Annotated in this window: 21 protein-coding genes; 7 read left to right on the forward strand and 14 right to left on the reverse strand. The window is 74.8% G+C overall.

Annotated elements, in window-relative coordinates; translation table 11 throughout:
• Positions 1 to 70: 70 nt before the first annotated feature.
• The 4 genes from GXP71_RS03800 to ptsP all read right to left on the reverse strand — a co-directional run bounded on the left by GXP71_RS03800 (position 71) and on the right by ptsP (position 4,406).
• Positions 71 to 1,072 (reverse strand): DNA topoisomerase IB, encoded by a 1,002-nt coding sequence (locus tag GXP71_RS03800; protein ID WP_162351569.1) that lies wholly within the window; start codon positions 1,070 to 1,072, stop codon positions 71 to 73.
• A 96-nt stretch (positions 1,073 to 1,168) separates the two neighbouring features.
• On the reverse strand, positions 1,169 to 2,041 hold the full coding sequence (locus GXP71_RS03805; protein ID WP_124344562.1) for an acyl-CoA thioesterase II: 873 nt from the start codon (positions 2,039 to 2,041) through the stop codon (positions 1,169 to 1,171).
• Positions 2,042 to 2,242: 201 nt separating this feature from the next.
• Positions 2,243 to 2,626, reverse strand: a complete 384-nt coding sequence (locus GXP71_RS03810; RefSeq protein ID WP_162351570.1) for a globin — start codon at positions 2,624 to 2,626, stop codon at positions 2,243 to 2,245.
• Positions 2,627 to 2,714: 88 nt separating this feature from the next.
• On the reverse strand, positions 2,715 to 4,406 hold the full coding sequence (gene ptsP, locus GXP71_RS03815; RefSeq protein WP_162351571.1) for a phosphoenolpyruvate--protein phosphotransferase: 1,692 nt from the start codon (positions 4,404 to 4,406) through the stop codon (positions 2,715 to 2,717).
• 150 nt (positions 4,407 to 4,556) lie between these two features.
• On the opposite strand from ptsP, the gene GXP71_RS03820 reads away from it, so the two are divergent.
• Positions 4,557 to 4,787: a glucose PTS transporter subunit EIIB gene (locus GXP71_RS03820; protein ID WP_124343219.1), complete on the forward strand. Its 231-nt coding sequence runs from the start codon at positions 4,557 to 4,559 to the stop codon at positions 4,785 to 4,787.
• A 149-nt stretch (positions 4,788 to 4,936) separates the two neighbouring features.
• Here GXP71_RS03820 and GXP71_RS03825 read toward each other — a convergent pair whose 3' ends face one another.
• On the reverse strand, positions 4,937 to 6,130 hold the full coding sequence (locus tag GXP71_RS03825) for a mechanosensitive ion channel family protein (RefSeq protein ID WP_162351572.1): 1,194 nt from the start codon (positions 6,128 to 6,130) through the stop codon (positions 4,937 to 4,939).
• The gene (locus GXP71_RS03830) at positions 6,127 to 8,298 is read right to left on the reverse strand and encodes a prolyl oligopeptidase family protein (RefSeq protein ID WP_162351573.1); all 2,172 of its coding nucleotides are present in this window, start codon (positions 8,296 to 8,298) and stop codon (positions 6,127 to 6,129) included. Before GXP71_RS03830 ends, GXP71_RS03825 begins: the two co-directional genes overlap by 4 nt.
• Before the next feature lie 154 nt (positions 8,299 to 8,452).
• On the opposite strand from GXP71_RS03830, the gene malQ reads away from it, so the two are divergent.
• Positions 8,453 to 10,609, forward strand: a complete 2,157-nt coding sequence (gene malQ / locus GXP71_RS03835; RefSeq protein ID WP_162351574.1) for a 4-alpha-glucanotransferase — start codon at positions 8,453 to 8,455, stop codon at positions 10,607 to 10,609.
• Positions 10,610 to 10,641: 32 nt separating this feature from the next.
• The gene (locus GXP71_RS03840; RefSeq protein ID WP_162351575.1) at positions 10,642 to 11,223 is read left to right on the forward strand and encodes a toxin; all 582 of its coding nucleotides are present in this window, start codon (positions 10,642 to 10,644) and stop codon (positions 11,221 to 11,223) included.
• Between the two features lie 54 nt (positions 11,224 to 11,277).
• On the opposite strand, the gene pepN is transcribed toward GXP71_RS03840, so the two are convergent.
• Positions 11,278 to 13,878, reverse strand: coding sequence for an aminopeptidase N (gene pepN / locus GXP71_RS03845; RefSeq protein WP_162351576.1), 2,601 nt, complete (start codon positions 13,876 to 13,878; stop codon positions 11,278 to 11,280).
• A gap of 209 nt (positions 13,879 to 14,087) precedes the next feature.
• Here pepN and GXP71_RS03850 point away from each other — a divergent pair, with 209 nt between their 5' ends.
• Together GXP71_RS03850 and GXP71_RS03855 are read left to right on the forward strand one after the other, a co-directional pair.
• Positions 14,088 to 14,702: a DsbA family protein gene (locus GXP71_RS03850; protein WP_162351577.1), complete on the forward strand. Its 615-nt coding sequence runs from the start codon at positions 14,088 to 14,090 to the stop codon at positions 14,700 to 14,702.
• 148 nt (positions 14,703 to 14,850) lie between these two features.
• Positions 14,851 to 15,357 (forward strand): hypothetical protein, encoded by a 507-nt coding sequence (locus tag GXP71_RS03855; RefSeq protein ID WP_162351578.1) that lies wholly within the window; start codon positions 14,851 to 14,853, stop codon positions 15,355 to 15,357.
• A 69-nt stretch (positions 15,358 to 15,426) separates the two neighbouring features.
• Here the strand turns inward: GXP71_RS03855 and GXP71_RS03860 are convergent, their stop codons facing one another.
• The gene (locus GXP71_RS03860) at positions 15,427 to 17,412 is read right to left on the reverse strand and encodes a M13 family metallopeptidase (protein ID WP_162351579.1); all 1,986 of its coding nucleotides are present in this window, start codon (positions 17,410 to 17,412) and stop codon (positions 15,427 to 15,429) included.
• A 58-nt stretch (positions 17,413 to 17,470) separates the two neighbouring features.
• On the opposite strand from GXP71_RS03860, the gene GXP71_RS03865 reads away from it, so the two are divergent.
• Positions 17,471 to 17,923: a ribose-5-phosphate isomerase gene (locus GXP71_RS03865; protein ID WP_162351580.1), complete on the forward strand. Its 453-nt coding sequence runs from the start codon at positions 17,471 to 17,473 to the stop codon at positions 17,921 to 17,923.
• 165 nt (positions 17,924 to 18,088) lie between these two features.
• Here the strand turns inward: GXP71_RS03865 and GXP71_RS03870 are convergent, their stop codons facing one another.
• Entirely contained in the window at positions 18,089 to 19,357 is a 1,269-nt protein-coding gene (locus GXP71_RS03870; RefSeq protein ID WP_162351581.1) for a GNAT family N-acetyltransferase, read from the reverse strand.
• A 106-nt stretch (positions 19,358 to 19,463) separates the two neighbouring features.
• Between GXP71_RS03870 and GXP71_RS03875 the strand changes: the two genes are divergently transcribed.
• A complete protein-coding gene (locus tag GXP71_RS03875) occupies positions 19,464 to 20,549 on the forward strand; it encodes a PP2C family protein-serine/threonine phosphatase (RefSeq protein ID WP_124343230.1) in 1,086 nt (361 codons plus the stop codon).
• 112 nt (positions 20,550 to 20,661) lie between these two features.
• Here the strand turns inward: GXP71_RS03875 and GXP71_RS03880 are convergent, their stop codons facing one another.
• The 5 genes from GXP71_RS03880 to epsC form a co-directional block, all read right to left on the reverse strand.
• Positions 20,662 to 20,991, reverse strand: coding sequence for an MGMT family protein (locus GXP71_RS03880; RefSeq protein WP_124343231.1), 330 nt, complete (start codon positions 20,989 to 20,991; stop codon positions 20,662 to 20,664).
• Positions 20,992 to 21,020: 29 nt separating this feature from the next.
• The gene (locus tag GXP71_RS03885; protein ID WP_162351582.1) at positions 21,021 to 22,085 is read right to left on the reverse strand and encodes an LLM class F420-dependent oxidoreductase; all 1,065 of its coding nucleotides are present in this window, start codon (positions 22,083 to 22,085) and stop codon (positions 21,021 to 21,023) included.
• A 99-nt stretch (positions 22,086 to 22,184) separates the two neighbouring features.
• On the reverse strand, positions 22,185 to 23,171 hold the full coding sequence (locus tag GXP71_RS03890; protein WP_162351583.1) for a DUF1648 domain-containing protein: 987 nt from the start codon (positions 23,169 to 23,171) through the stop codon (positions 22,185 to 22,187).
• The gene (locus GXP71_RS03895; protein WP_162351584.1) at positions 23,168 to 23,515 is read right to left on the reverse strand and encodes a GntR family transcriptional regulator; all 348 of its coding nucleotides are present in this window, start codon (positions 23,513 to 23,515) and stop codon (positions 23,168 to 23,170) included. Before GXP71_RS03895 ends, GXP71_RS03890 begins: the two co-directional genes overlap by 4 nt.
• A gap of 143 nt (positions 23,516 to 23,658) precedes the next feature.
• Positions 23,659 to 24,243, reverse strand: coding sequence for a serine O-acetyltransferase EpsC (epsC, locus tag GXP71_RS03900; RefSeq protein WP_162351585.1), 585 nt, complete (start codon positions 24,241 to 24,243; stop codon positions 23,659 to 23,661).
• Positions 24,244 to 24,251: the final 8 nt, after the last annotated feature.

The raw sequence follows: 24,251 nt of genomic DNA on the forward strand, positions 1-24,251 counted from the left end.
AGTCTCCGTGGGGTGCGGGCGCCCCGCACGTCGGACGCGACACCGCCGGTCGTGGGGCCGGGCGCGGTGGTCATGACGACAGCATCCGCAGCGTCTCGCGCTCGGCGACGCGCTGGGACCGCGTGGGCCGGATCGTCTCGCCGCGCTCCCACAGGTCGACGACGCGCGGGTCGATGTACGACGCCCGGCACACCGCGGGCGTGTTGCCCAGCTCGTCCGCGACGTCCTTGACGACCTGCGTCACGACCTTGCGGCGCGCGCGGTCGCTGCGCGGCGCCGGCCCCACGGCCGCGAGCCCGCGCGCCGCGAGGACCGTCGCGTGCCACGTCCGGAAGTCCTTCGCCGACGCGTCGTCGCCGAGCCGCAGCTTCACGTACTGGCCGACGTCGGCGCTCGTCACGTCGTGCCAGACGCCGTCGTCGTCCTGCCACGCGAGCAGGTCCTCCATGTCGTCGCGCCGCCGCACGAGCGTCCGCACGAGCGTCGCGACCACGTCGTCCTCGACGACGGTGTCCCGCACCTGGCCCGACTTCGCGGGGAAGTGCAGGTGCACGCGCCCTTCGTCGGAGCCCGGCTCGGGCGGCAGGACGCGCACGTGGTCCTTGCGCAGCGTCGCGAGACCGTACGAGCCGTGCTTCGCGGCGTAGCCCTCGCCGCCGACCCGCAGGTACGCGAGGTCGAGCAGCCGGAACGCGAGCGCGAGCGCCTTCTGCTTCGGCATGCCCGGCAGCTCGAGGTCGCGCTCGACGTGCCGCCGCGCGGTGGGCAGCCGGCGCGCGACGTCGAGGACGTGGTCGTGCTTGAGCCGGTCGCGCCGCAGCCGCCACTGCGCGTGGTACAGGTACTGGCGGCGTTCGGCGTCGTCGAGCCCGGCCGCCTGGATGTGGCCGTTGGGCCACGGGCTGATCCACACGTCGCGCCACGCGGGCGGGATCGCGAGCCCGGTGATCCGCTCGAGGTGCTCGACCTCCGTGATCCGCACGCGCTGCACGTCGAGGTAGACGAACCCCTTGCCCGCGCGGCGGCGGGTCCAGCCGGGGGCGTCGATGCGGACGCGGCGGAGGCGAGCCATGCCGGGAGTGTCACCCGACGGCGCGCGTCCCGCGCGGTGAGCGGCCGTCGCGTGCCCGGCCGGCGCAGCACGCCCGCCCGCTCGGCGTCCGCGGGCTCAGTCCGGGAAGCGGACCATGCCCTCCTGCGCGATCGACGCGACGAGCGTCCCGTCACGCGTGAACACCCGTGCCGCCCCGAGGCCGCGCCCGCCCTGCGCGCTCGGCGACGTCTGCACGTACAGGAGCCAGTCGTCGACGCGCGCGTCCCGGTGCCACCACATCGCGTGGTCCAGGCTCGCGATCGACATGCCGGGCGTCACCCACGAGCGTCCCGACCGGCGCAGCACGGGCTCGAGCATGACCTGGTCGCACGCGTACGCGAGCAGCGCGCGGTGCAGCAGCCGGTCGTCCGGCAGCGGGTCGCGCGCCCGGAACCACACCTGCTGGCGTCCCGTGACCTCGGCGGCGCGGCCCAGGTAGATCGAGCCGTCGACGTGCCGGACGTCGAACGCCGACTCCTGCGCCCAGAACTTCGCCGCCGGGTGGTCGATCGTCCCGAGCAGGTCGAGCGCCGACGGCACGTCCTCGGGTGCGGGGACGCCGTCCGGCATCTCGTCCGCGTAGTCGACTCCGTCCTGCTCCGTCTGGAACGACGCGATGAGCGACAGGATCGGGGCGCCGCCCTGCAGCGCGTGCGTCCGGCGGGCCGTGAACGACCGCCCGTCCCGGAGCCGCTCGACCGCGAACGAGATCGGCTCCGTCACGACGCCCGCGCGCAGGAAGTACCCGTGCAGCGAGTGCGGCAGCCGGTCGGCGTCGACCGTGCGACCCGCGGCGAGCAGCGCCTGCGCGAGCACCTGCCCGCCGAACACTCGCCCGTTGGGCTGCGGGAGGCTGTGCCCCGAGAACTGGTCCGGGACCGTCGGGTCCGGTGTCAGGTCCAGCGCGTCCAGGACGGCGGCGGTGGGGGAGACGGGCGCGTCGCTCATGCCCCAGAGCGTGCCACGGCCAGGGCTGCGGTGTTGTCGGTCGGACCGAGGCTGCGCTCCGCTGCGGGCGCGTGCCGCCGGCGCGGCCCGCACCCTCCGCTGCGCTCCGCCTCAGTTCCGCTTCCTGTGGTCGGACTGAGGCTGCGCTCCGCTGCGGGCGCGTGCCGCCGGCGCGGCCCGCACCCTCCGCTGCGCTCCGCCTCAGTCCTCGAAGGTGTTGAGCAGCGAGTGCGCCGCGCGCTCCAGGTAGTCCCACAGCTCGGCCTTGTGCAGGGGGGCCAGGTCGAGGGTGTCCACCGCGGCGCGCATGTGGCGCAACCAGCGGTCGCGCGCGTCGGGGTTGACCTTGAACGGGGCGTGCCGCATGCGCAGGCGCGGGTGGCCGCGCTGCTCGCCGTAGGTCGTCGGGCCGCCCCAGTACTGCTCGAGGAACATCGTCAGCCGCTCGGCGGCGGGGCCGAGGTCCTCCTCGGGGTACATCGCGCGCAGCACCGGGTCGTCGGCGACGCCGCGGTAGAACTCGTCGACGAGCCGCACGAACGTGTCGTGCCCGCCGACGGCCGCGTAGAACGAGTCGGGTCTCACGCCGACCATCCTCACACGCACGCGCGGGCGCCAGGACGAGGCGTCGGTCACCCCGACCCGGACGCGGGGACCGGGCCGCGCACCCCCCTCAGAGCCCGAGCTCCGCCAGCACCGGCAGCCCCGCCCGGACGACCTCCTGCGCGTCGGTGGCGGTCGACGCGGCGAGCGCGAGGGTCGCGAGGCGGCGGCACTCGTCGAGCGGGGTCGCGGCGAGCACGGCGGCGACGTCGGGAAGCGCGCGCGACGTCATCGACAGCGACGTGACCCCGAGCCCGACGAGCACCACGGCGAGCGCGGGCACCGCGGCGGCCTCGCCGCAGACGCCGACGGGACGGCCCTGCTGGGCGCCGCCGCGGCACGTCGCCGCGACGAGCTGGAGCACGGCGGGCTGCCACGCGTACGACAGGTGCGCGACGGCACCGAGCACGCGGTCGGCGGCCATCGTGTACTGCGTGAGGTCGTTGGTGCCGATGCTCGCGAACGACGCGTGCGCGAGGATCGGGCCGGCGAGCAGCGCGGCGCTCGGCACCTCGACCATGACGCCGGCCGTCTCCAGCCCGTGCCGCGCGCACGCGGCGACGAACTCCTGGGCCTCGTCGACGGTCGCGACCATGGGGGCCATGACCCAGACCGTCGCCGACTCGGCGGCCGCCGCGCGCGCGATCGCCGTGAGCTGGTCCTCGAGGACCTCGGGGTGCGCGACGGACGTGCGCAGGCCCCGCACGCCGAGCGCGGGGTTGGCCTCGGCGTCACCGGCGAGGAAGGGCAGCGGCTTGTCGGCGCCCGCGTCGAGGGTGCGCACGACCACCTTGCGCCCGGGGAAGGCGGCGAGGACCTGCCGGTAGGCGGCGACCTGCTCGTCGAGGCCGGGCGCCTCGTCGTGGTCGAGGAACACGAACTCCGTGCGGAAGAGCCCGACACCCTCGGCACCCTGCGAGGCGGCGTCGAGCGCGTCCTGCGGGCTGCCGACGTTCGCGAGCAGCTCGACGCGGTGCCCGTCGGCGGTGCGCCCCTGGCCGTCGAACGTGCGGACCTGCGCGGCGAGCGCTCGAGCGGCGGCGACCTGCGCCGCGTCGGGCGCGACGGTCACCGTCCCCGCACCGCCGTCCACGAGGACCTCGACTCCCTCGTCGACGGTGGTCTCGATGCCGCGTGCGGCGACGACGCACGGGATGCCGCGCGCGCGGGCGAGGATCGCGGTGTGCGAGGTGGGTCCGCCCGCACCGGTGACGATGCCGAGCACCTGCGCGGGGTCGAGCGTCGCGACGAGCGCGGGCGCGATGTCGGTGGCGACGAGCACGTACGGCTGGTCGCGCTCGGGGAGGCCGGGCGCGGGCCGGCCGGTGAGGTCGGCGACGAGCCGGTCACGCACGTCCTCGATGTCGCGCACGCGCTCGGCGAACAGCCCGCCGAGGGCCGCGAACTGCTCGGCGACCGCGTCGGCGGCCTCCCACACCGCGCGCTCGGGCACGAGCCGGTCGGTGAGCACGCGCTGCTCGGCGTCGGCGACGAGCGTGGGGTCGGCGGCGATCGCGGCGGTGGCGTGCAGCAGGTCCGCGCTCTCGCCCTCGGCGCGCGTCGCGGCCGCGTCGAGCGCGGCCTGGACCCGGGCGGACGCCTCCCCGACGCGCGCCGCCTGCGCCGCGTAGTCGCTCCCGGGCGGGAGGCGGCGCCCCGACGGCGGTTCGGCGACGGGCTCGGGCAGGAAGGCCGCGGGCCCGACGGCACGGCCGGGGCCCACCCCGATGCCGGTGACGACGGTGGGCGGGTGGGGGCTCACGGTGCTGCGACCTCCTCGTCGACGTTGCAGGGCAGTGTCGTCCGTGGGGGCGTCGGAATGCCAGCGGACACGCACCGGCCCCGCGGCCGGACCGGGGTTAGGCTTGACGACGCGCGCCGACCGGCCGGCGCCGATGACCTGGGGAGTTCCATGAGCAAGGCAGAGCAGATCCTCGCTGCGCTGGGCGGCGACGGGAACGTCGTCGACCTGGAGCCGTGCATCACGCGGCTGCGCGTGGAGGTCAGCGACGCCCACCTGGTCGACGAGACGGCTCTCAAGGCCAGCGGCGCGTTCGGCGTCGTGCGGTCGGGGCACATCGTCCAGGTGATCGTCGGTCCCGAGGCCGACAACCTGGCGGCGGAGCTCGAGTCGCTGCGCTGACCTGTCGACCTTCCCGGCCGGACCGCTCCTGCGGCCCGGCCGGTGGCGTTCCCGGGCGCTGACGACGGCACCCGTCCCGGACGTGGGCGTCGAAGCCGGACCCCGGACGGGCCGCCGAGCGCACGGGGTGCGCCCAGCGGCGGTGCCGGTCAGGCGGAGTCGCCGGGCGGTGCCGCACGACGCGCGTCGCGCTGCTCCACGGCGTCGTGGACGGGCGTGTCGTGCGGGTCGCGCGGGAGCGGCACGTCCTGCGTCTCCTCGTCCTGCGGCCCGGTGGCGTGCTCCGGGTCGTCCTGACCCTCGTCGGGCTCGGCCGCCGGCGCGGACGGCTCGATGCCCGCGAGCTCGTCGCGGTGGGCCTTGAGCAGGTCGCGCTGACCGGCGAGCGGCACGGCGGCACGCTCGAGCACGTCGCGCGTCGCGGTCCGCAGCGCACGCGCCACGTCCCACTGCATCGCGGGCGACGTGCGCACCTTGAGCCGCAGCGTGATCGCGTCGGCGCTGAGCCGCTCGATGCCCGTGATGGTCGGCGTGCCCTGCAGGTGCGCGCCCAGGGCGGGATCCGACTCGACGCGTGCCGCGGCCTCGTGCAGGAGCGTGCGCACCTCGTCGAGGTCCGCGAAGTAGTCGACGTCGATCTCGACGACGGCGGTCGCCCAGCCCTGCGTCTTGTTGCCGACGCGCAGCATCGTGCCGTTGGGGACGTACCAGAGCGTGCCGTCGGAGTCGCGGATCTTGGTGACGCGCAGCGTCACGGCCTCGACGGTGCCCGTCGCGGGACCGACGTCGACGACGTCACCCACGCCGTACTGGTCCTCGAGCAGCATGAACAGACCCGTCAGGAAGTCCTTGACGAGGCTCTGCGCGCCGAACCCGAGGGCGACGCCGACGATGCCGGCGGACGCGATGAACGGCGCGATGTTGACGCCGAGCTCGGCGAGGACGAGCAGCACCATGATAGTCCCCACGACGACCGTCGCGGTCGACCGCAGGACCGACCCGAGCGTGCGGGCGCGCTGTGCGCGGCGGGCGGTCGCGAGCGGGTCGGCGGCGCGCAGGAGCGTGCGCGCGACGTCGGAGTCGCCGAGCGGGCGCATGACGCCGCGCTGGAACCACGGGGTGCCGTCGGCGACGTGGTCGGTGACGCCGCGGATCGCGCGTCGCAGCAGGACCAGCGTGATGCTGCCGACCGCGACGATGATGAGGATCCGCAACGGCAGCCCGAGGAACCACTCGAGCCACGCGTTGGGCGACGTCTTGTCGTCGGGCAGCAGCTCCGGGTCCGACGAGGACGGGCTGGGCGTGGGTGCCGCGGCGAGCACGAGGGCGACGGCGCGGCTCATCGGACGGCCCCCGTGCGGTCGGCGACGAACTGCAGCTGCTCGACGGTCAGCGCGACCGAGCGTGACAGCGCGCGGGCGCCGTGCCCGACGCCGGTCTCCCGGCGCACGAGGACGGGCGACCGGTCGACGTCGGCGCTCGTCGCGGCCTGGAGCGCGGCGGCGAGCTTGCGGGCGTGCAGCGGGTCGACGCGCGTGTCGCCCTCGAACACGGTGAACAGCGTCGCCGGGTAGGCGGTGCCGTCGACGACGCGGTGGTAGGGCGAGTACCCGAGCAGCCAGCCGAGCTCGACGGGGTCGTCGGCGTCGCCGTACTCCTCGGTCCACGTCACGCCGAGCCCGAACCGCTGGTAGCGGACCATGTCGAGCAGGGGGGCGGAGCACACGACGGCCGCGAACAGGTCGGGGCGCTGCGTGAGCGCGGCGCCGACGAGGAGGCCGCCGTTGGACCCGCCCCAGCACGCGAGCCGGTCGGGGGTGCTCCACCCACCGGCCACGAGGTGCTCCGCGACGGCGTGGAAGTCGTCGAACACGTTCTGCTTGTGCGCGCGCATGCCCGACCGGTGCCAGTCCTCGCCCTCCTCGCCACCTCCGCGCAGGTTCGCGACGACGTACACGCCGCCGGCCTCGACCCACGCGAGCGTCGCGGCCGAGTACGCGGGGTCGAGCGAGATCTGGAAGCCGCCGTAGCCGTAGAGGATCGTCGGGGCGGGTGCGAGCGGGCGCCCGTCGGCGTCGAGCGCGTCGGTCCGGGCGAGCACGAACGCGCGCACGACCGTCCCGTCGGCGCTCGCGACCTCGACCTGCTGCGCGCGCACGGGAGGCACGTCCGCGACGGTCCCGGGCGGGGCGGCCCACAGCGCCGTCGTCCGGGTGCCCGCGTCGAACCGCTGCACGCTCGGCACCGTCGTGTGGTCCGTGTAGGAGAACCACACGTCGGGCCCGCCGTCGGGTCGCGTGACGAGCCCGGACACCGACCCGAGGCCGGGCAGGTCGACCACGCCCAGCGGTGCACCTGTCGTGGGGTCGTGCAGGGTCACCTCCGACACGGTGTGGCGACGCCACGACGCCACGAGCAGCGTCGGCGTGCGGTCGTCCCCGCCGCCGTCGGTGAACGCGACGTCCTCGAGCACGGCCGTCGGGTCCTCCGCGAGGAGCGTGCGCCAGTGCGGCGCGCCCGGGGTCGTCGGGTCCGTGACCGCGACCCTCCCGCGTGGCGCGTCGAGGTCGGTGTGGACGTACAGGCGCCCGTCGCGCCCGATCCACGCGCCGGTCTGCGCGTCCAGACCCACGGCGACCTCGACGAACGTCGGCGCCTCGACGCCGCCGTCGGCCGTGAGGTCCGCGATCCAGACGTCGGTGCGCGGCGCCGTCCCCGCGGACGCCGACACGATCAGCCACCGGCCGTCGCGCGAGACGGACACGCCGTAGTAGTTCGTGAGGTCGAGCCCGTCGCCGAACACCTGCACGTCGCTGTCGGGCGACGTCCCGACCCGGTGCAGCCAGACCCGCCGGTGGTACTGCTGCTCGTCGGCCGGCACGAGGTCGGGCGCGAGGCGGCGCACGTAGAAGAACGCCTCGCCGCCGGGCAGCCACGCGACGGGGGAGTAGCGGGCGCGGTCGACGGGACCGTCGACGAGCTCGCCCGTCGTCACGTCGAGCACGTGCAGCACGCTCTCCTCGGTGCCGCCGTGCGACACCTGGTACGCGAGCAGACGGCCCTCCTTCGACGGCTGCCACGAGTCGAGCGTCGTCGTGCCCGCGGGGTCGAGCGCGACGGGGTCGATCAGCACGCGCTCGCGACGACCGCCCTCGGCGTCCGGGTCGGGCTCGGAGACGAGCACGACCGCGTGCTCCTGCTCGCCGGTGCGCCGCACGAAGAAGTACCGGTCGCCGCGCCACGCGGGAGCCCCGACGACGCCTGCGCCGAGCAGCTCGCGCAGCCGCGTCGTGAGCCGCTCCGCGGACCAGGGGCCGTCGCCGACCCGGGCCGTGAGCGCCTGGCGGTAGTCGGCGTACAGCGCGTCCTGCGCCTGCGACCACGTGCGGGTGGCGTCGTCGTCGGCGTCCTCGAGCCAGCGGTACGGGTCGGCGACACGGTGACCGTGCAGGTCCTCGACGAGATCCAGGCGGTGGGCGGACGGGTAGGGGCGCAGTGCAGGGGCCGTCATGGTCCGCAAGGCTACGACGCGCTCCTGGCCCCCCGCGTCCGAGGCTCGCAGGCGCCCGCCGACGGCTGACGGCACCGGCGTCCACCCGTGTCGCCGCTGGTCGGCGCGCCCTCTCGTCCTGCGTTCCGCCGGGGGCCTCTGGCAGGATCGGTGCGTGGCCGACGACCAGCAGACCCCCTCCGAAGCGCTCCTGCGTCTCGCGGCCGCCTACGACATCACCCCCGACTACTGGGGGTTCGACGGGCAGCACAAGATCGCGTCGGCCGCGACCCTGCAGGGCGTGCTGAAGGCGCTCGGGGTCGACGCGTCGTCGCCGGAACGGATCGAGCTCGCGCTCGCGCACCGCGAGGACCAGCCGTGGCGGCGCACGCTCCCGCCGGTCGTCGTCGTCCGGGAGGGCCGACAGGCGCACGTGCCCGTGCACGTGACGCACGAGGACGCCGTCGACGTCTGGCTCGAGCTCGACCCGGAGGCCGGCGGCGGGCGCCGCGAGGTCACGCAGGCCGACGTGCCGGTGCCGCCCCGCTCCGTCGACGGCCGGCTCGTGGGGCGTGCGACGTTCACCCTGCCGGCGGACCTGCCGCTCGGCTGGCACGAGATCCACGCCGAGGGACCGAGCGCGAACGCCCGCAGCGCCGTCATCGTGACCCCGGACCGGCTGGAGCTGCCGGACACGCTCGACGCGGGGCGCGCCTGGGGCTTCATGGCGCAGCTGTACTCGGTGCGCTCGCGGCGGTCGTGGGGGGTGGGCGACCTGGTCGACCTGGCCGACCTGGGAGCGATGACCGCGCGCCGCGGTGCCGACTTCCTGCTCATCAACCCGCTGCACGCCGCCGAGCCGCAGGTCCCGCTCACGCCGTCGCCCTACCTGCCGACCACCCGACGGTTCGTCAACCCGCTGTACCTGCGCGTCGAGGAGGTGCCGGAGGCCGCGTACCTGTCGGCCGCGGACCGGACGCTCGTCGAGTGGGCGGGCGAGCAGGCGATCGCGCTCGACACCGACCCGGGTCCGATCGACCGCGACGCCGCGTGGACGGCCAAGCGCGCCGCGCTCGAGGTCGTCTTCGCGTTCGAGCGGTCCGCCGCGCGCCAGGCGGCATTCGACGCGTTCGTCGAGGAGCAGGGTCCGGGGCTCGACACGTTCGCGCTGTGGTGCGCGCTCGCGGAGAAGCACGGGCCCGACCTGCGCACGTGGCCCACCGAGCTGCTCGACCCGGGCTCCGACGCGGTGGCCGCCGCGGGCGTCGAGCTCGCCGAGCGCGTGACCTTCCACCGCTGGCTGCAGTGGGTCGCCGACGAGCAGCTGTCCGACGCGCACCGCGCGGCCCTCGACAACGGGATGACGATCGGGATCATGCACGACCTCGCCGTCGGCGTGCACCCGCAGGGCGCCGACGTGTGGTCCCTCGGCGAGGTGCTCGCGCGTGGCGCGAGCGTCGGTGCGCCGCCCGACATGTACAACCAGCAGGGGCAGAACTGGTCGCAGCCGCCGTGGCAGCCGGACGCCCTCGCGCGCGCCGCGTACCGGCCCTACCGCGACATGCTCCGCACCGTGCTGCGGCACGCGGGAGCGATCCGCATCGACCACGTGCTGGGCCTGTTCCGTCTGTGGTGGGTGCCCGAGGGGGCCGCGAGGCCGTCCGAGGGCGCCTACGTCCGGTACGACCACGAGGCGCTCGTCGGCATCCTCGCGCTCGAGGCCTACCGTGCGGGCGCGATCGTCATCGGCGAGGACCTCGGCGTCGTCGAGCCCTGGGTGCGCGACTACCTGTCCGAGCGCGGCATCCTCGGCACGTCGGTCCTGTGGTTCGAGCGCGACATGAACGGCGACCCGCTCGCGCCCGAGGACTACCGCGAGCTCGTCCTCGCGACCGTCACGACGCACGACCTGCCCCCGACCGCGGGTTACCTCGCGGGCGAGCACGTCGCGATCCGCGAGCGCCTCGGTCTGCTCACCGAGCCCGTCGCGACCGTCCGGGCGGCGGCGGCCGCCGAGCGTGACCGCATGCTCGCCGCGCTGCGGGCGCGCGACCTCCTCGGGGACGACCCGTCCGAGCGCGAGATCGTCGAGGCGATGCACCGGTACGTGCTCGCGACGCCGTCCGTGCTCGTCGGGGTGTCGCTCGCCGACGCCGTGGGGGAGCGCCGCGCGCAGAACCAGCCCGGCACGGACCAGGAGTACCCGAACTGGAAGGTGCCGCTCGCGGACAGCGCCGGGCAGGTGGTCCTGGTGGACGACCTGTTCACCAACGCGCGCCTGCACTCGCTCGCGCAGGTGCTCAACGAGGGTCGCTGGTCGATCACCCCCTGACCGCAGCCGCGGCTGCGTGGGAGCATCGGCGGATGCCTGCACCGGTTCTCCGCCGCCTGCGCGTCGTCGGCAACACCGGCTCCGGCAAGACGACGCTCGCACGCGCGGCTGCCGCGCGCCTCGGGGTCGGGCACCTCGAGCTCGACGCGGTGTTCTGGGCCGAGGAGTGGACGAAGCGCGACCTCCCCGAGGCGCACGCGATCGTGCGGGAGTTCCTCGCCTCGCCTCAGGCGCGCGACGGCTGGGTCGTCGACGGCAACTGGAACTCGCACCGGCAGGGTCTGCTGGACGACGCCGACGCGCTCGTCTGGCTCGACTACCCGCGCCGTGTCGTCATGCGGCGCGTCGTCGCCCGGACGCTGCGCCGCGGGCTGCTGCGACAGGAGCTGTGGCACGGCAACCGGGAGCGGCTGCGCAACCTGCTGCGCCGCGACCCCGACGAGAACGTCGTCCTGTGGTCGTGGACGCAGCACGCCCGCTACCGCGCCCAGTACGGGCTGCTGCACGACGCGGGCGGGGTCGTCGTGGTCCGCCTGCGGCACCCGCGCGAGACCCGTCGCTGGCTGGAGTCCTTGCGCCCGCTGGCCGCGCGCTCGTCGTCCGAGCCCGGCTGACCGCACCGTCGACGGTGGCCCGGCGGGCGTGCCGCCCGGGCCACCGTCGAGCCGTCACGCCCTGCGGCGGTCCGTCTCCTGCGCGGCGAGCGCGCGCCGCACGCCGTCGCGGTTCTCGGCGACGAGCCGGCGCAGCGCGGGCGCGGCGTCCGCCTGCGACGCGAGCCACGCGTCGGTCGCACCGAGGACGTCCACGCCGTCGTGGTCGGCGAGGTCCGTCGGGTACAGGCCGAGGACGATGTTCTGCGCCATCTCGTTCGTCTTGGCGGCCCACACGGTGGCGAGCGCGGTGAAGTACGGCTCGACGTAGGGGAGCAGCAGAGAGCGGTCGTGCACGCGCCCGAAGCCCGCGATGGTGGCGGCCTGGATCGCGTTCGGCAGGTCGTCGCCGTCCACGACGGCGGCCCACGCGGCAGCCTTGGCCTCGGCGGTCGGGATCGCGGCGCGTGCGGCGGCCGCCGCCCGCTGACCCGTCGCGGTCGCGTCGGCCGAGAGCTGCACGGCGATGTCCGTCTCGCCTGCCCGGCCACCGGTGACGAGCGACGTGAGGAGCTCCCAGCGCAGGTCGGTGTCGATCGTGAGGCCGTCGAGCTGCTCACGACCGTCCAGCAGGGCGGCGACCGCGTCGAGCTGGGCGTCGGTCTCCGCACGTGCGGCGAACGCCTTGACGAGCTGGAGCTGGGTGTCGGACCCCGCCTCGGCGGATCGGGCCAGCTCGAGCAGCCGGTCGGCGGCCGCGACGGCCGTCGTCTGCCGGTGCTCGGGCGCGACGTACAGGTCGAGCGACGTCGTGAGCTGGCGCAGCAGCACGAGGACGACCGACGAGTCGGTCTCGTGGAGGATGTTGCCGAGCACGAGGTCGACGAAGTCGCGGGCGGGCGTCTCGCCGTCGCGCGTCGCGTCCCACGCCGCCGTCCACACGAGCGTGCGCGGCAGCGAGTCGTCGAACGCGCCGAGGTGCTCGATGGCGGCCGCGAGCGACTGCTCGTCGAGCCGGATCTTCGCGTACGCGAGGTCGTCGTCGTTCACGAGCACGAGGGCCGGGCGGCGTCGGCCGACCAGCTGCGGGACCTCGGTGCGCGCTCCGTCGACGTCGAGCTCGAGGTGCAGCGTGCGCGCGAGCCGGCCCGTCGCCGCGTCGAGGTCGTAGCCGCCGATCGCGAGGCGGTGCGGGCGCTGCACGGGGTGCTCGTCGGGCACCTCCTGCAGGACGGCGAACGACGTGATCGTGCCGTCCGCGTCGACCTCGATCTCGGGGCGCAGCAGCGTGACGCCGGCCTTCTCGAGCCAGAGCGCCGACCACGACGACAGGTCGCGGCCGCTGGTGGTCTCGAGCTCGGTGAGCAGGTCGCGCAGCTCGGTGTTGCCCCACGCGTGCTTCGCGAAGTAGGCGCGCACGCCGGCGAAGAACTGGTCCTGCCCGACCCACGCCACGAGCTGCTTGAGGACGCTCGCGCCCTTCGCGTAGGTGATGCCGTCGAAGTTGACCTCGACGTCCTCGAGGTCGCGCATGTCGGCGACGATCGGGTGCGTCGACGGCAGCTGGTCCTGGCGGTACGCCCAGTTCTTCTCCAGCGAGGAGAACGTCGTCCACGCGCTGGTCCAGGCCGTGGCCTGGGCGGTCGCGAGGGTCGAGACGTACTCGGCGAACGACTCGTTGAGCCACAGGTCGTCCCACCACCGCATGGTCACGAGATCGCCGAACCACATGTGCGCGAGCTCGTGCAGGATCGTGACCGCGCGGCGCTCGATGGTCGCCTCGGGGACCTTGGAGCGGAACACGTAGGACTCGAGGAACGTCACCGCGCCCGCGTTCTCCATCGCACCCGCGTTGAACTCGGGGACGAAGAGCTGGTCGTACTTCGCGAACGGGTAGGGGACGCCGAACTTGTCCTCGAAGAACGCGAAGCCCGCGCGCGTGATGTCGAGGATGTTGTCGGTGTCGAGGTGCTCGGCGAGCGAGCCGCGCACGTAGACGCCGAGCGGGATCGTCCGGCCGTCGCTGCTCGTGAGCTCGCCGTGCTCGGCGTGGTAGGGCCCTGCGATGACGGCCGTGATGTACGACGACATGCGGGGCGTGGTCTCGAACCGCCACGTGGCGGTGCCCTTGTCGGCGCCGCCGTTGCGGTTGACCCCGCCCTCGACAGGCTCGGGCTCGCCGACCTGCGGGTAGTTCGACACCACGACCCAGTGGGCGGGAGCGGTCACGGTGAACGTGAACGTCGCCTTGAGGTCGGGCTGCTCGAACACCGCGAACACGCGGCGGGAGTCGGCGACCTCGAACTGCGAGTACAGGTAGACCTCGTCGTCGACCGGGTCGACGAAGCGGTGCAGGCCCTCGCCCGTGTTCATGTACGCCGCGTCCGCCACGACCACGAGCTCGTTGTCGGCGGCCAGGTCGTCGAGCCGGATGCGCGAGTCGGCGAACACGTCGGCGACGTCGAGCGCACGGCCGTTGAGCGTGACCTCGTGCACCGTCGGGGCGATGAGGTCGATGAACGTGCTCGCACCGGGCGTCGCCGTGAACCGCACGACGGACCGCGACGCGAACGTCGCCGGTCCGGTCGTCAGGTCGAGGGTGACGTCGTACGACTGCGGGCTGACGACCGCGGCACGCTCGCGCGCCTCGGCACGGGTGAGGTTCTCAGCGGGCACGCTGGCTCTCCTTCGAGAAGGGGTACGGCTCGTGGCCGGGACCGATCATCGCACGCGTGCCCGTGCGGTCCGCCGCCCTGCGCGCGCACTCCTGTGGGGGCGCGTCCCGAGGCGTGGGCTGTGGACGGCTCGATGTGCACCGGACGGTGGGCGCGGGTGAGACTGCGGTCGACCGCGCCCGCGGTCGACGCCTGACCCGAGGAGCACCCGTGACCGTCACCGACACCCGCCCCGTCGTGGACTTCTGGTTCGACCCGGCCTGCCCGTGGGCGTGGCTCACGTCGCGCTGGATGGACGAGGTGGCGAAGGTGCGCGACGTCGACGTCCGGTGGCACGTCATGAGCCTGTCGGTCCTCAACGAGGGCCGCGACCTGCCCGAGAAGTACCGCGCGCTGATGGACGACTCGTGGGCGCCCGTGCGTATGCTGGTCGCCGCGGCGCGCGACCACGGCGACAAGGTGCTCAAGCCCCTCTACGACGCGCTCGGCTCGCGTCGCCACACCGACCGCCGCACCGACACGGCCGCGATCGTCGCCGAGGCGCTCGCCGAGGTCGGCCTGCCCGAGGAGCTCGCCGCCGTCGGCGCGACGGACGAGGTGGACGACCTGCTGCGCGCGTCGCACGGCGAGGCGATCACGCTCGTCGGCGACGAGGTCGGCACCCCGGTCGTCGCGATCGGCGGGGTCGGCTTCTTCGGCCCGGTCATCACGCCCGCCCCGACCGGCGAGGACGCCGGGAAGCTCTTCGACGGGCTCGCGCTCGTCACCCAGGTGCCCGGCTTCTACGAGCTCAAGCGCACGCGCACCGTCGGCCCCGCCGTCTGACGCGGGGCGCGCGGGGGACCCGTCCGGGACACGGTCGGTCGGGTCCCTGCTGCGCGCCCGCCGCCGCGCACCGACCGGCGCGGGTGGCTCGTCGGGTTCGTCCCGTGTGATCCTGGTCGACGCCCGCGCCCCCGGACTCAGGAGGACCATGACGTCGCAGCGGACGATCCGGACCCTGGTGATCGTCGACGCCGTCCTCGTCGTCGCGTTCCTCGTGCTTCTCGTCGTGACCCTCGCGACGCGCTCGGGAGGCGGCGGTGAGGCCGCCTCCACGGCGTCGCCGACGACGTCCGCCAGCGCGAGCAGCGCCCCCGCGGACGAGTTCCGGCTGCCCAGCGGCAACATCGCGTGCGCGATGTCCGGCGACGGTGTCACCTGCACGATCGCGAGCTACACGTACGCCGCGCCCGAGGTCCCGGGATGCACCGGCGACACCGGCCACGTCCTCACGCTCGGCGCCGACGGCGTCGCCTTCGCGTGCGAGGAGGGCCCGGCGCCCACCGTCGCGGGTTCGGACGTCCGGACGCTCGAGTACGGGTCCGAGACGCGCGTCGACGGGTACACGTGCAAGAGCGGGACCGACGGCGTGACGTGCACGGATGCCGACGGTGTGGGCTTCCGGCTCGCACGCGCGTCCTGGACCCCGCTGCCCTGACCCTCCTGCCGGCCGGACCGGGGACGACGGACGGCCCGGCGCGCGCGCACCGGTCCGTCCGTCGACGCCTCACCAGATCCGCACGCGCTCCTCTGGGTCGAGGTACAGCGCGTCGCCGGGCTGCACGTCGAACGCCTCGTAGTAGGCGTCGACGTTGCGCACGACGCCGTTGCAGCGGAACTCGTTGGGCGAGTGCGGGTCGGTCGCGAGCCGGCGCACGACCTCCTCGTCGCGGCCCTTCGACTGCCACACCTGCGCCCAGCCGAGGAAGACGCGCTGCGCACCCGTCAGACCGTCCACGACCGGCGCCTCGGCGAGCGGGCGGCCCAGCGCGATCTCGTACGCGGCGAGCGCGATCGACAGGCCGCCCAGGTCACCGATGTTCTCGCCGATCGTCAGCGCGCCGTTGACCTTGTGCGAGCCGTTCAGCTGCGCGGGGGAGAACTCGCCGTACTGGTCGACGAGCGCCTTGGTGCGCTTCTCGAACTCGGCGCGGTCCTCCGCGGTCCACCAGTCCTCGAGCCGGCCGGCACCGTCGTACTTCGAGCCCTGGTCGTCGAACCCGTGCCCGATCTCGTGCCCGATGACCGCACCGATCCCGCCGTAGTTCACGGCGTCGTCGGCGTCGGCGTCGAAGAACGGCGGCTGCAGGATCGCCGCGGGGAAGACGATCTCGTTCATCCCCGGGTTGTAGTACGCGTTGACCGTCTGCGGGGTCATGAACCACTCGTCGCGGTCCAGCGGCTTGCCGATCTTGTCCAGCTCGCGGTCCTGCTCGAACGCGTTCGCGCGGCGCACGTTGCCGAGCAGGTCGTCGGGGGACACCTCGAGGGCCGAGTAGTCGCGCCAGCGCACGGGGTAGCCGATCTTCGGCGTGAACGCCTCGAGCTTCGCGAGCGCCTTCGCGCGCGTCTCCTCGCCCATCCAGTCGAGCCGCGCGATCGACTGGCGGTACGCCTCGACGAGGTGCGCGACGAGCTCGTCCATGCGCTCCTTGTGGTTCGGCGGGAAGTGCCGCTCGACGTACACCTTGCCGACGGCCTCGCCGAGCACGCCCTGCACGAGCCCGACGCCGCGCTTCCAGCGGTCGCGCAGCTCCTGCGCACCCGTGAGCGTCCGGCCGTAGAAGTCGAAGTTCGCCTCGACGAGCGCGTCGGGCAGGAACGGTGCCCGGTCGCTGACCACGTGGTACGCCAGCCAGGCCTTCCACGCGTCGAGCGGCTCGCTCGCCCACAGCGCGGCGAACCCCTCCGCGAACGACGGCTCGCGCACGACGAGGTCGTCGAGCGCACCCGCGGGCGCACCGAGCGCGTGTGCCCACGCGACCCAGTCGAACCCGGGCGCGCGCTCGGCGAGCGCCGCGAGCGTCATCGGGTTGTAGGTGAGGTCGGCGTCACGGTCCTTCACGACGTCCCAGTGGTGCGACGCCAGCTTCGTCTCGAGGTCGACGACGGCGCCCGCGAGCGCGTCGGCGGCGGCCTCGTCGGCCGCGACGCCCGCGAGCCGGAGCATCCGCGCGACGTGCGGGCGGTACGCCGCGAGCACCTGCGCGTACTGCGCGTCGCGGTAGTACGACTCGTCGGGCAGGCCGAGCCCGGACTGCGCGAGGTACACGACGTAGCGCTCGGGGTCCTTCGCGTCGTTGTCGACCCAGAAGCCGACCGCCGACGCCGCACCCGTGCGCTGCAGCGCGCCGAGCGCGGCGGTGAGCTCGTCACGGGTCGTCGCGCCGTCGACGAGGTCGAGGTCCTCGCGCAGCGGCTCGAGCCCGCGGGCCTCGATCGTCGCGGTGTCCATGAACGACGCGTACACCGCGCCGATCTTCGCCTCGACGCCGTCGCCCCCACCGGCCTCGGCGGTCGCGGCGGCATCCGCGATGATGTCGCGGACCTGCTCCTCCGCCTGGTCGTGCAGGGCGCGGAACGCGCCGTCCATGGCCCGGTCGGCGGGGATCTCGTGGGCCGCGACCCACCTCCCGTTGACGTGGGCGAAGAGGTCGTCCTGGGGTCGGGTGGCCGGGTCGAGGGCGGTGAGGTCGATGCCGCTGCGCGTCATGGGCACAGCCTACGGACGCGGGAGCGCTCGTCGCGGACCGGTGCGGCAGGATGACCCCATGCGGATCCATGTCGCCTCCGACCATGCCGGTTTCGAGCTCAAGGTCGCGCTCGTCGAGCACCTGCGCTCCGAGGGCCACGACGTCGTCGACCACGGTGCCGACGCGTACGAGGCGCTCGACGACTACCCGCCGTTCTGCTTCGCCGCGGGCGAGGCCGTGGTCGCGGAGCCCGGAAGCCTCGGCGTCGTGATCGGCGGATCGGGCAACGGCGAGCAGATCGCCGCGAACAAGGTCACCGGGGTGCGCGCGGCGCTCGCCTGGAACCTCGACACCGCGCGCCTGGGCCGCCAGCACAACGACGCCAACGTCGTCGCGATCGGCGCCCGCCAGCACTCGGTCGACGAGGCGATCGCGCTCGTCGACGCGTTCGTCGCCGAGCCGTTCAGCCAGGACCCGCGCCACCAGCGCCGCATCGACCAGCTCGCCGAGTACGAGCGCACGCGCGGCTGACGCGCCTGCTCGCCGGGCCCGGGCGGACGCGCGGCTGAGGCGCACCCGACGCGAGCCTGCGCGCCGAGCGCGAGCGCCAGGGAGCGAGCTCCAGGGCGCGGTCGGCCGACGAGGTCGACCGGGCGGACGGGCGCGCGAGGACGACCCGCGCGCACCGTCCTCCGGTCAGAACACCCAGCTGCACACCGGCGCGACCGGCCAGCCGAACGCCGAGGCGGCCCCCTGCACCGCCTCCGCGCGGACCGGCGAGACGAGCCCGGCCCGGACCTGCGCGGCGAGCGAGCGCCCGCCGAGGTAGAGCGCGCCCAGCTCGCGCACGTCGAGCGCGACGTCCGCGCCGTCCTCCGTGCGCTCGACGCGAGCCTCCCACGCCCCGTCCGTCGGGCTGGTCGCCGTGGTGACGCGCCAGCGTCCCGCGTTGGCCGGCAGCAGCGCGTCCCGGACGTCCAGCACGACGTCGACGGGTGCGGCGTAGCGACGCGCCGTGAGTGCCGCCGGCACGTCCAGCAGCCGGACCCACAGGTTGTCGACCATCTTCGGCACGATGCCGCGCGGGTCCACGAGCTGGTGCAGCAGCGCGTCGTCGACCGGGAGCATCGGCCCCTCGACCGTCGCGGTGAGGTCGAGGTCGAGCAGGAACGACCACAGCCGGTGCGTGGCGGCCGCGTCGACCGCGACGGCCTCGCGGACGCGGACCTCGTACCGGGGGCCCCCTTCGGTCCACACGTCCTTGCGCCGCAGCGTCGCGTACCCGCGGACCTCGCCCGCGGCGTCGTGGACCGTCGCGAGCCGCAGCGGCTCCCCGCCGTCCCGCCACGCCGGCGGGTCGACGAGCTGACGACGGCGCAGCACCTCGGTGTCCCGTGTGATCCACCCCGGCCGTCCGGCGCCCGCCGCGCGGTGCACGGCGTCGAGCACGTCGCGGTGCGCGAACGCGTCGAGCGTCGTGAAGCGCACCGTGAGGTCGGCCGACCCCGGGACGTCGCGCAGCGCGGCCCCGCGCGACAGCTTGACGCGCAGGTCGTCGGCGGCCGAGCCGTAGCCGAACCGTCCGTAGATCGCGTGCTCCGCGGCGAACAGCGCCGAGACGGGCTCGCCGCGGTCGAGCGAGCGCGTGAAGTGGCTGTCGATCATCGTCGTGAGCAGGCCGCGGCGGCGCTGGTCGGGCCGCACCCCGACCCAGGTGAGACCCGAGCACGCGACGCTGCCGCCGGGGACGGGGAGCGTGAACGGGAAGGACGCGTGGACGGCGGCGAGCGAGCCGTCGGGCGCCTCGACGCCCATCGTGCGGTCGAACGGCACCGTGAGCGGCACGATCGCGTCGGTCTCGGGTGTGGAGTCGAACGCGAACGCCAGGCGGTCGGTCTCGAGGAACTCGGTCTGACGGGTCTCGGGCACGGCGACGACGCGGTACCCCTCGGGCAGGCGGCTCATGGTCGCCATGGTCGCGGGCCGCCAGCGGTGCGCGCGAGCGGTTTCCCGACGACGGACCGGTCCTGCCGCCCTGTTCGTGGCCGCGACCTGCGGATACGCTCGAGCGATGACGACGGGCGCGGTGGTCGGCCCGGGACCCCTCACGCGGATCGTGCTCGCCGTGCGGCGGCGCGTCCTGCGCTCGCAGCGAGGTCTGGCGGGGCTGCTGATCCTGCTGTCGGGCGCGGTCGTCGCCGGGATCGTCCTGCAGTCGCGGTGGGTGCCCCCGTCGACGCTCCTGCTGCTGCTCCTCGCGGGCGTCGTGCTGCTGCGCCTGCACCCGCTCGCGGCGCTCTGCGTCGTGGTCCTCGTCGAGGCGCTCGTCCTCATGCTGGCCGACGTCCCGGCGATGGTGCCCGGGGTGGTGGTCCTCATCGGCGTCGCGACGGTCGTCGCGCTCGTGTTCGCGAACGAGCGCGACCGGCTGGGACTGCGCGGCGCGCCCGGCGGGCACATGCTCGTCGACCTGCGGGACCGGTTGTCCGCGCACGGCCGCGTGCCCGCGCTGCCGGCGGGCTGGTCGGTCGACACCGAGATCCGGTCCGCGCACGCCGACGCGTTCTCGGGCGACTTCATGGTCGCGCGGCTACGCCGCGGGGCGGTGCTCGAGGTCGTGCTCGTCGACGTCTCGGGCAAGGGGCTCGACGCGGGCGTCCGGTCGCTGCAGCTGTCCGGCGCGTTCGGCGGGCTGCTCGGTGCGCTGCCGACCGAGTCGTTCCTGCAGGCGGCCAACGCGTACGTGCTCGACCAGGACTGGGAGGAGGGTTTCGCGACGGCCGTGCACGTCGCCGTCGACCTCTCCTCGGGCGACTACACGGTCGCGTCGGCCGGGCACCCGCCGCCGCTGCACCTGCACGCGGGCGCGGGCCGGCTCGACGTGGTCGACACCGTCGGCAGCCCTGCGCTCGGGGTCGTCGACGACCTGCCGTACCGGCCCCGGTACGGGCGCCTCGAGCCCGGCGACGTGCTGCTGCTCTACACCGACGGGCTGGTGGACACGCCCGGCACGTCGCTGGACCGCGGCCTCGACCGGCTGATGGGCGCGGCCGACCGCGTGCTCGCCCCGCGCGCCGGCGGTGCCGCGGCCGTGCTCGCGGCGGTGCGCGCCGACGACTCGGACGACCGCGCCCTCGTGCTGGTCCGACGCGACTGAGCCGGAGCCCCGGCAGACGGAGCCGCTCACACGGGGATCGGGGCTTGGACCCCTGCCCGGCACCCTCGCGGGCGTCAGCGAGACGGCGGTCAGGCGTCCGAGCCGGCGACGGTCAGTCGGCGGGGAACCAGATCGCCCGCCGGAGCGCGACGCGCGAGCCGTCGGCGGTCCGGGGCGTCCCCTCGGCGACGAGCTGCTCCATCGCGCGCACGCGGTGCCGTGCGGGCGGCGCGCCCTGCGCGTTGACGACGCGCCACCACGGCACTCCCGACCCGGCGCGGCTCATCACCTGACCGACCTGACGCGGTCCGCCGCGGGGTCGCCCACCCTCGCGCACGGCCTGCTCGCTCACCACCTCGGCGACCGTCCCGTAGGTCATGACGCGACCCGACGGGATCGTCGCGACGAGGTCGAGCACGGCCTCGACGTAGTCGTCGTCCACGTCAGCGGGCCTCCGCGTGCCGGTCCACGTCAGACGGCGTCCGCGGGTGCGTCGACCGCGCCCGCCAGCAGCGCGGCGACCGCGGGCAGCGCGCGCGGGTCGGTCTGGACGAGCATCGTCGTGATCGCGGTGCGCTGCCACGCCGGGAGCTGCGCACGGATGTCGTCCGGGGTCCCGACGAGCGCGATCTCGCGCACGAGCTCGGTCGGGACGGCGGCGACGGCCCGCGCCCTGTCGCCCGCGAGGTAGTGCGCCTGGATCTCGTCGCACGCCTCGGCGTAGCCCAGCCGGTCGAGCACGTTGCGGTGGAAGTTCGCACCCTTCGCGCCCATCCCGCCCGCGTAGAGCGCGACGTGGGGACGGATCGTGTCGGCGGCCTGCTCGACGTCGTCGGCCAGGACGACGGGTACCGCGGCCGTGACCTCGAACTCCTCGACCGGCCGGAGCGCGCCGGACCGCTTCGCGAACCCCTCGGCGAGCAGCGCACGGTGCTCGGCGTCCATGCGCGGCGAGTAGAACATCGGCAGCCAGCCGTCGGCGATCTCGGCCGTGAGCGCGGTGTTGCGCGGTCCCTCCGCGGCCAGGTGGATGGGCAGGTCGGCGCGCAGCGGGTGCACGGTCGAGCGCAGCGGCTTGCCGAGGCCCGTGCCCTGGTCCGCGGGGATCGGCAGGCGGAAGAAGTCGCCGTCGTAGGTCACGGGCGCCTCGCGGGCGAGCACCTGGCGGACGACGTCGACGTACTCGCGGGTGCGGGCGAGCGGCCGCGGGTACGGCTGGCCGTACCAGCCCTCGACCACCTGCGGCCCGCTCGCGCCGAGCCCGAGCACGAAGCGCCCGCCGGACAGGTGGTCGAGCGTGAGCGCGGCCATCGCCGCGGCGGTCGGGGTCCGTGCGGACAGCTGCGCGATCGCGGTGCCGAGGCGGATCCGCGACGTGCGGGCGCCCCACCACGCGAGCGGGGTCAGCGCGTCGGACCCGTACGCCTCGGCCGTCCAGACCGAGTCGAAGCCGAGCCGTTCCGCGGCGAGCACGGCCTCCTGCGCGCCCGGCGGCGGGCCGGCCGACCAGTACCCGACGTAGTACCCGAGGCGCATCCGTCCACCCTCCGCTCGACCGGCGCGTCGGCGGTGACGCGCGGCGGTCAGGTTACCGGTCGGTCGCCTCGCGCGGCTGCCCCGGCTCCGGCCGACCCGTCAGGAGACCCGGGAGCGCTCGGCGAGCGTGTTGAGCAGGGCGGCGGCCGTCGCGGCGTCGTCGACCGTGACGACCGTGGTGCGCCCGGCGGTCCGCTCGACGACGAGTGCGTCGCCCGCGCGCAGGACGAACCCGGCCCGACCGTCGAGCGCCACGCGGTATCCCCACCCGCCGAAGTCCCGCAGCGGGCTGATCGTCTCCGCGTGCGCGGCGACGACCTGCTCGAGCGGGACGTGCACGCGCGGCCAGCCGAGCGGCGAGCGTGCGACCAGCCCGGCGGCGCTGACCGTGACGCGCAGGACGAGCATCGTCGCGAGCAGCGCGGCGAGGACGGCGGCGATCGCGAGGAGGAGCCAGGTGTCGAGCACGATCGACAGCACGACCTGGAGCGCGATCACGGGGAGCGCGACGCCGATCGCCGCGGGTGACCACACGCTCGCGGTCCACGCGGCGCGCTCGCCGGGCGCGAGGGGCAGCCGTGCTGCGTCGGCGGGCGGGGCGTCGGTCGTGGTGACGTCGGGGTCCCCGGGCACCAGGAGGGCGGCGACGACGCCGAGCACGAGGCCCGTCGCGAACGCGGCGACGACGACACCCGTGATCGGACCGGTGTCGCGCGCGTCGTCGAGTCCGCGCTGCAGCGCGAGCGAGCCCACGACGAGGACCGCGAGCAGCGCGGCGATGCCGACGGACGTCCCGGCGGCGATGCGGCGCGTGGTCGCCTCGGCGCCGAGCCGCAGGGCGAGCACCCAGCACGACAGCGACAGCAGGACCGACGTGAGGGCGAGCAGCAGCAGCGCAGCCGCGAGGGACGAGAAGTCGTCGGGCGTGCCGCCGGGGCCCCAGTGCGTCGCGACCGGGTCGGGCAGCTCGTCCGCCCACGTCAGCGCCACGAGCACCGCGACGGCGGTGAGCGCGACGGGTGCGACGAGCGTGACCAGGGTGGTCGCTCGGCGGTGGGGGATGGTCGGGCGGCGGTCGGCGGTCACCGGAGGGCCTCCTTGAGCAGGGCGAGCGTGGTCGCGGGCGGGACGTCGAGCCGGCGGGCGGTCTGGACCAGGCGCTCGACGGCCTCGTGCAGCGCGGCGAGGTCGTCGGTGCGGGCGACGACGGCACCGCGCCCGCGGCGGAGCTCGATGACGCCCTCGTCGCGGAGCTCCTGGTAGGCACGCAGCACGGTGTGCAGGTTGATGTCGAGCGAGGTCGAGAGCTCCCGGGCGGCGGGGAGGCGTGCCCCCGCGGTGAGCTCGCCGCGGGCGACGGCACGGCGGACCTGGTCCGCGAGCTGCTGGAACAGCGGCTCGGAGGAGGAGGGGTCGACGCGCAAGAGCATGGTTCAACTCTAGTTGTTCGCACACAACTAGAACAAGAACGAGGTGTGGCGCGTCGGTCCCTGCGCCGGACCCCGGCGACACCGGGGAGCGGACCGACGACCGTGCCGGCAGGGCTCGCCGACCCGGCGGTGACGCGGTCGCGTCAGATGTAGATCGCGGGGTCGTCGACCTCGACGTCGAACGGCGCCGTCTTCGGCCGCAGCCGGATCTGCGCGGGTACGCCGACCGCGATCGCATCGGCCGGGACGTCGTGGATCACGACCGCGTTGGCCCCGACCTGGGCGCCGTTCCCGACCCACACCGGCCCGAGGATCTTGGCGCCCGCACCGACGACGACGCCGTCGCCGAGCGTGGGGTGGCGCTTGCCGCGCCGCATGGACTTGCCGCCGAGCGTCGACCCGTGGAACAGCACCACGTCGTCGCCGACCTCGGCGGTCTCGCCGACGACCACGCCCATGCCGTGGTCGATGAACAGCCGCCGCCCGAGCCGGGCGCCGGGGTGGATCTCGATCCCGGTCGCTGCCCGCGCGAGCTGCGACAGCAGTCGCGCGGGCAGCCGGAGACCGGGCTCCCGCCACATCCGGTGCGCCACCCGGTAGACCCACACCGCGTGCACGCCGGGGTAGCCGAGGGCGACCTCGAGCGCCGAGCGTGCCGCGGGGTCGCGGTGACGTGCGGCGTCGAGGTCCTCCTTCAGGAGGTCCAGCAGGCGCAGGGGTGCGGTCATGAGCCTTC

This window comes from Cellulomonas sp. H30R-01 (genome assembly GCF_010119915.1).
Lineage (GTDB): Bacteria > Actinomycetota > Actinomycetes > Actinomycetales > Cellulomonadaceae > Cellulomonas > Cellulomonas algicola.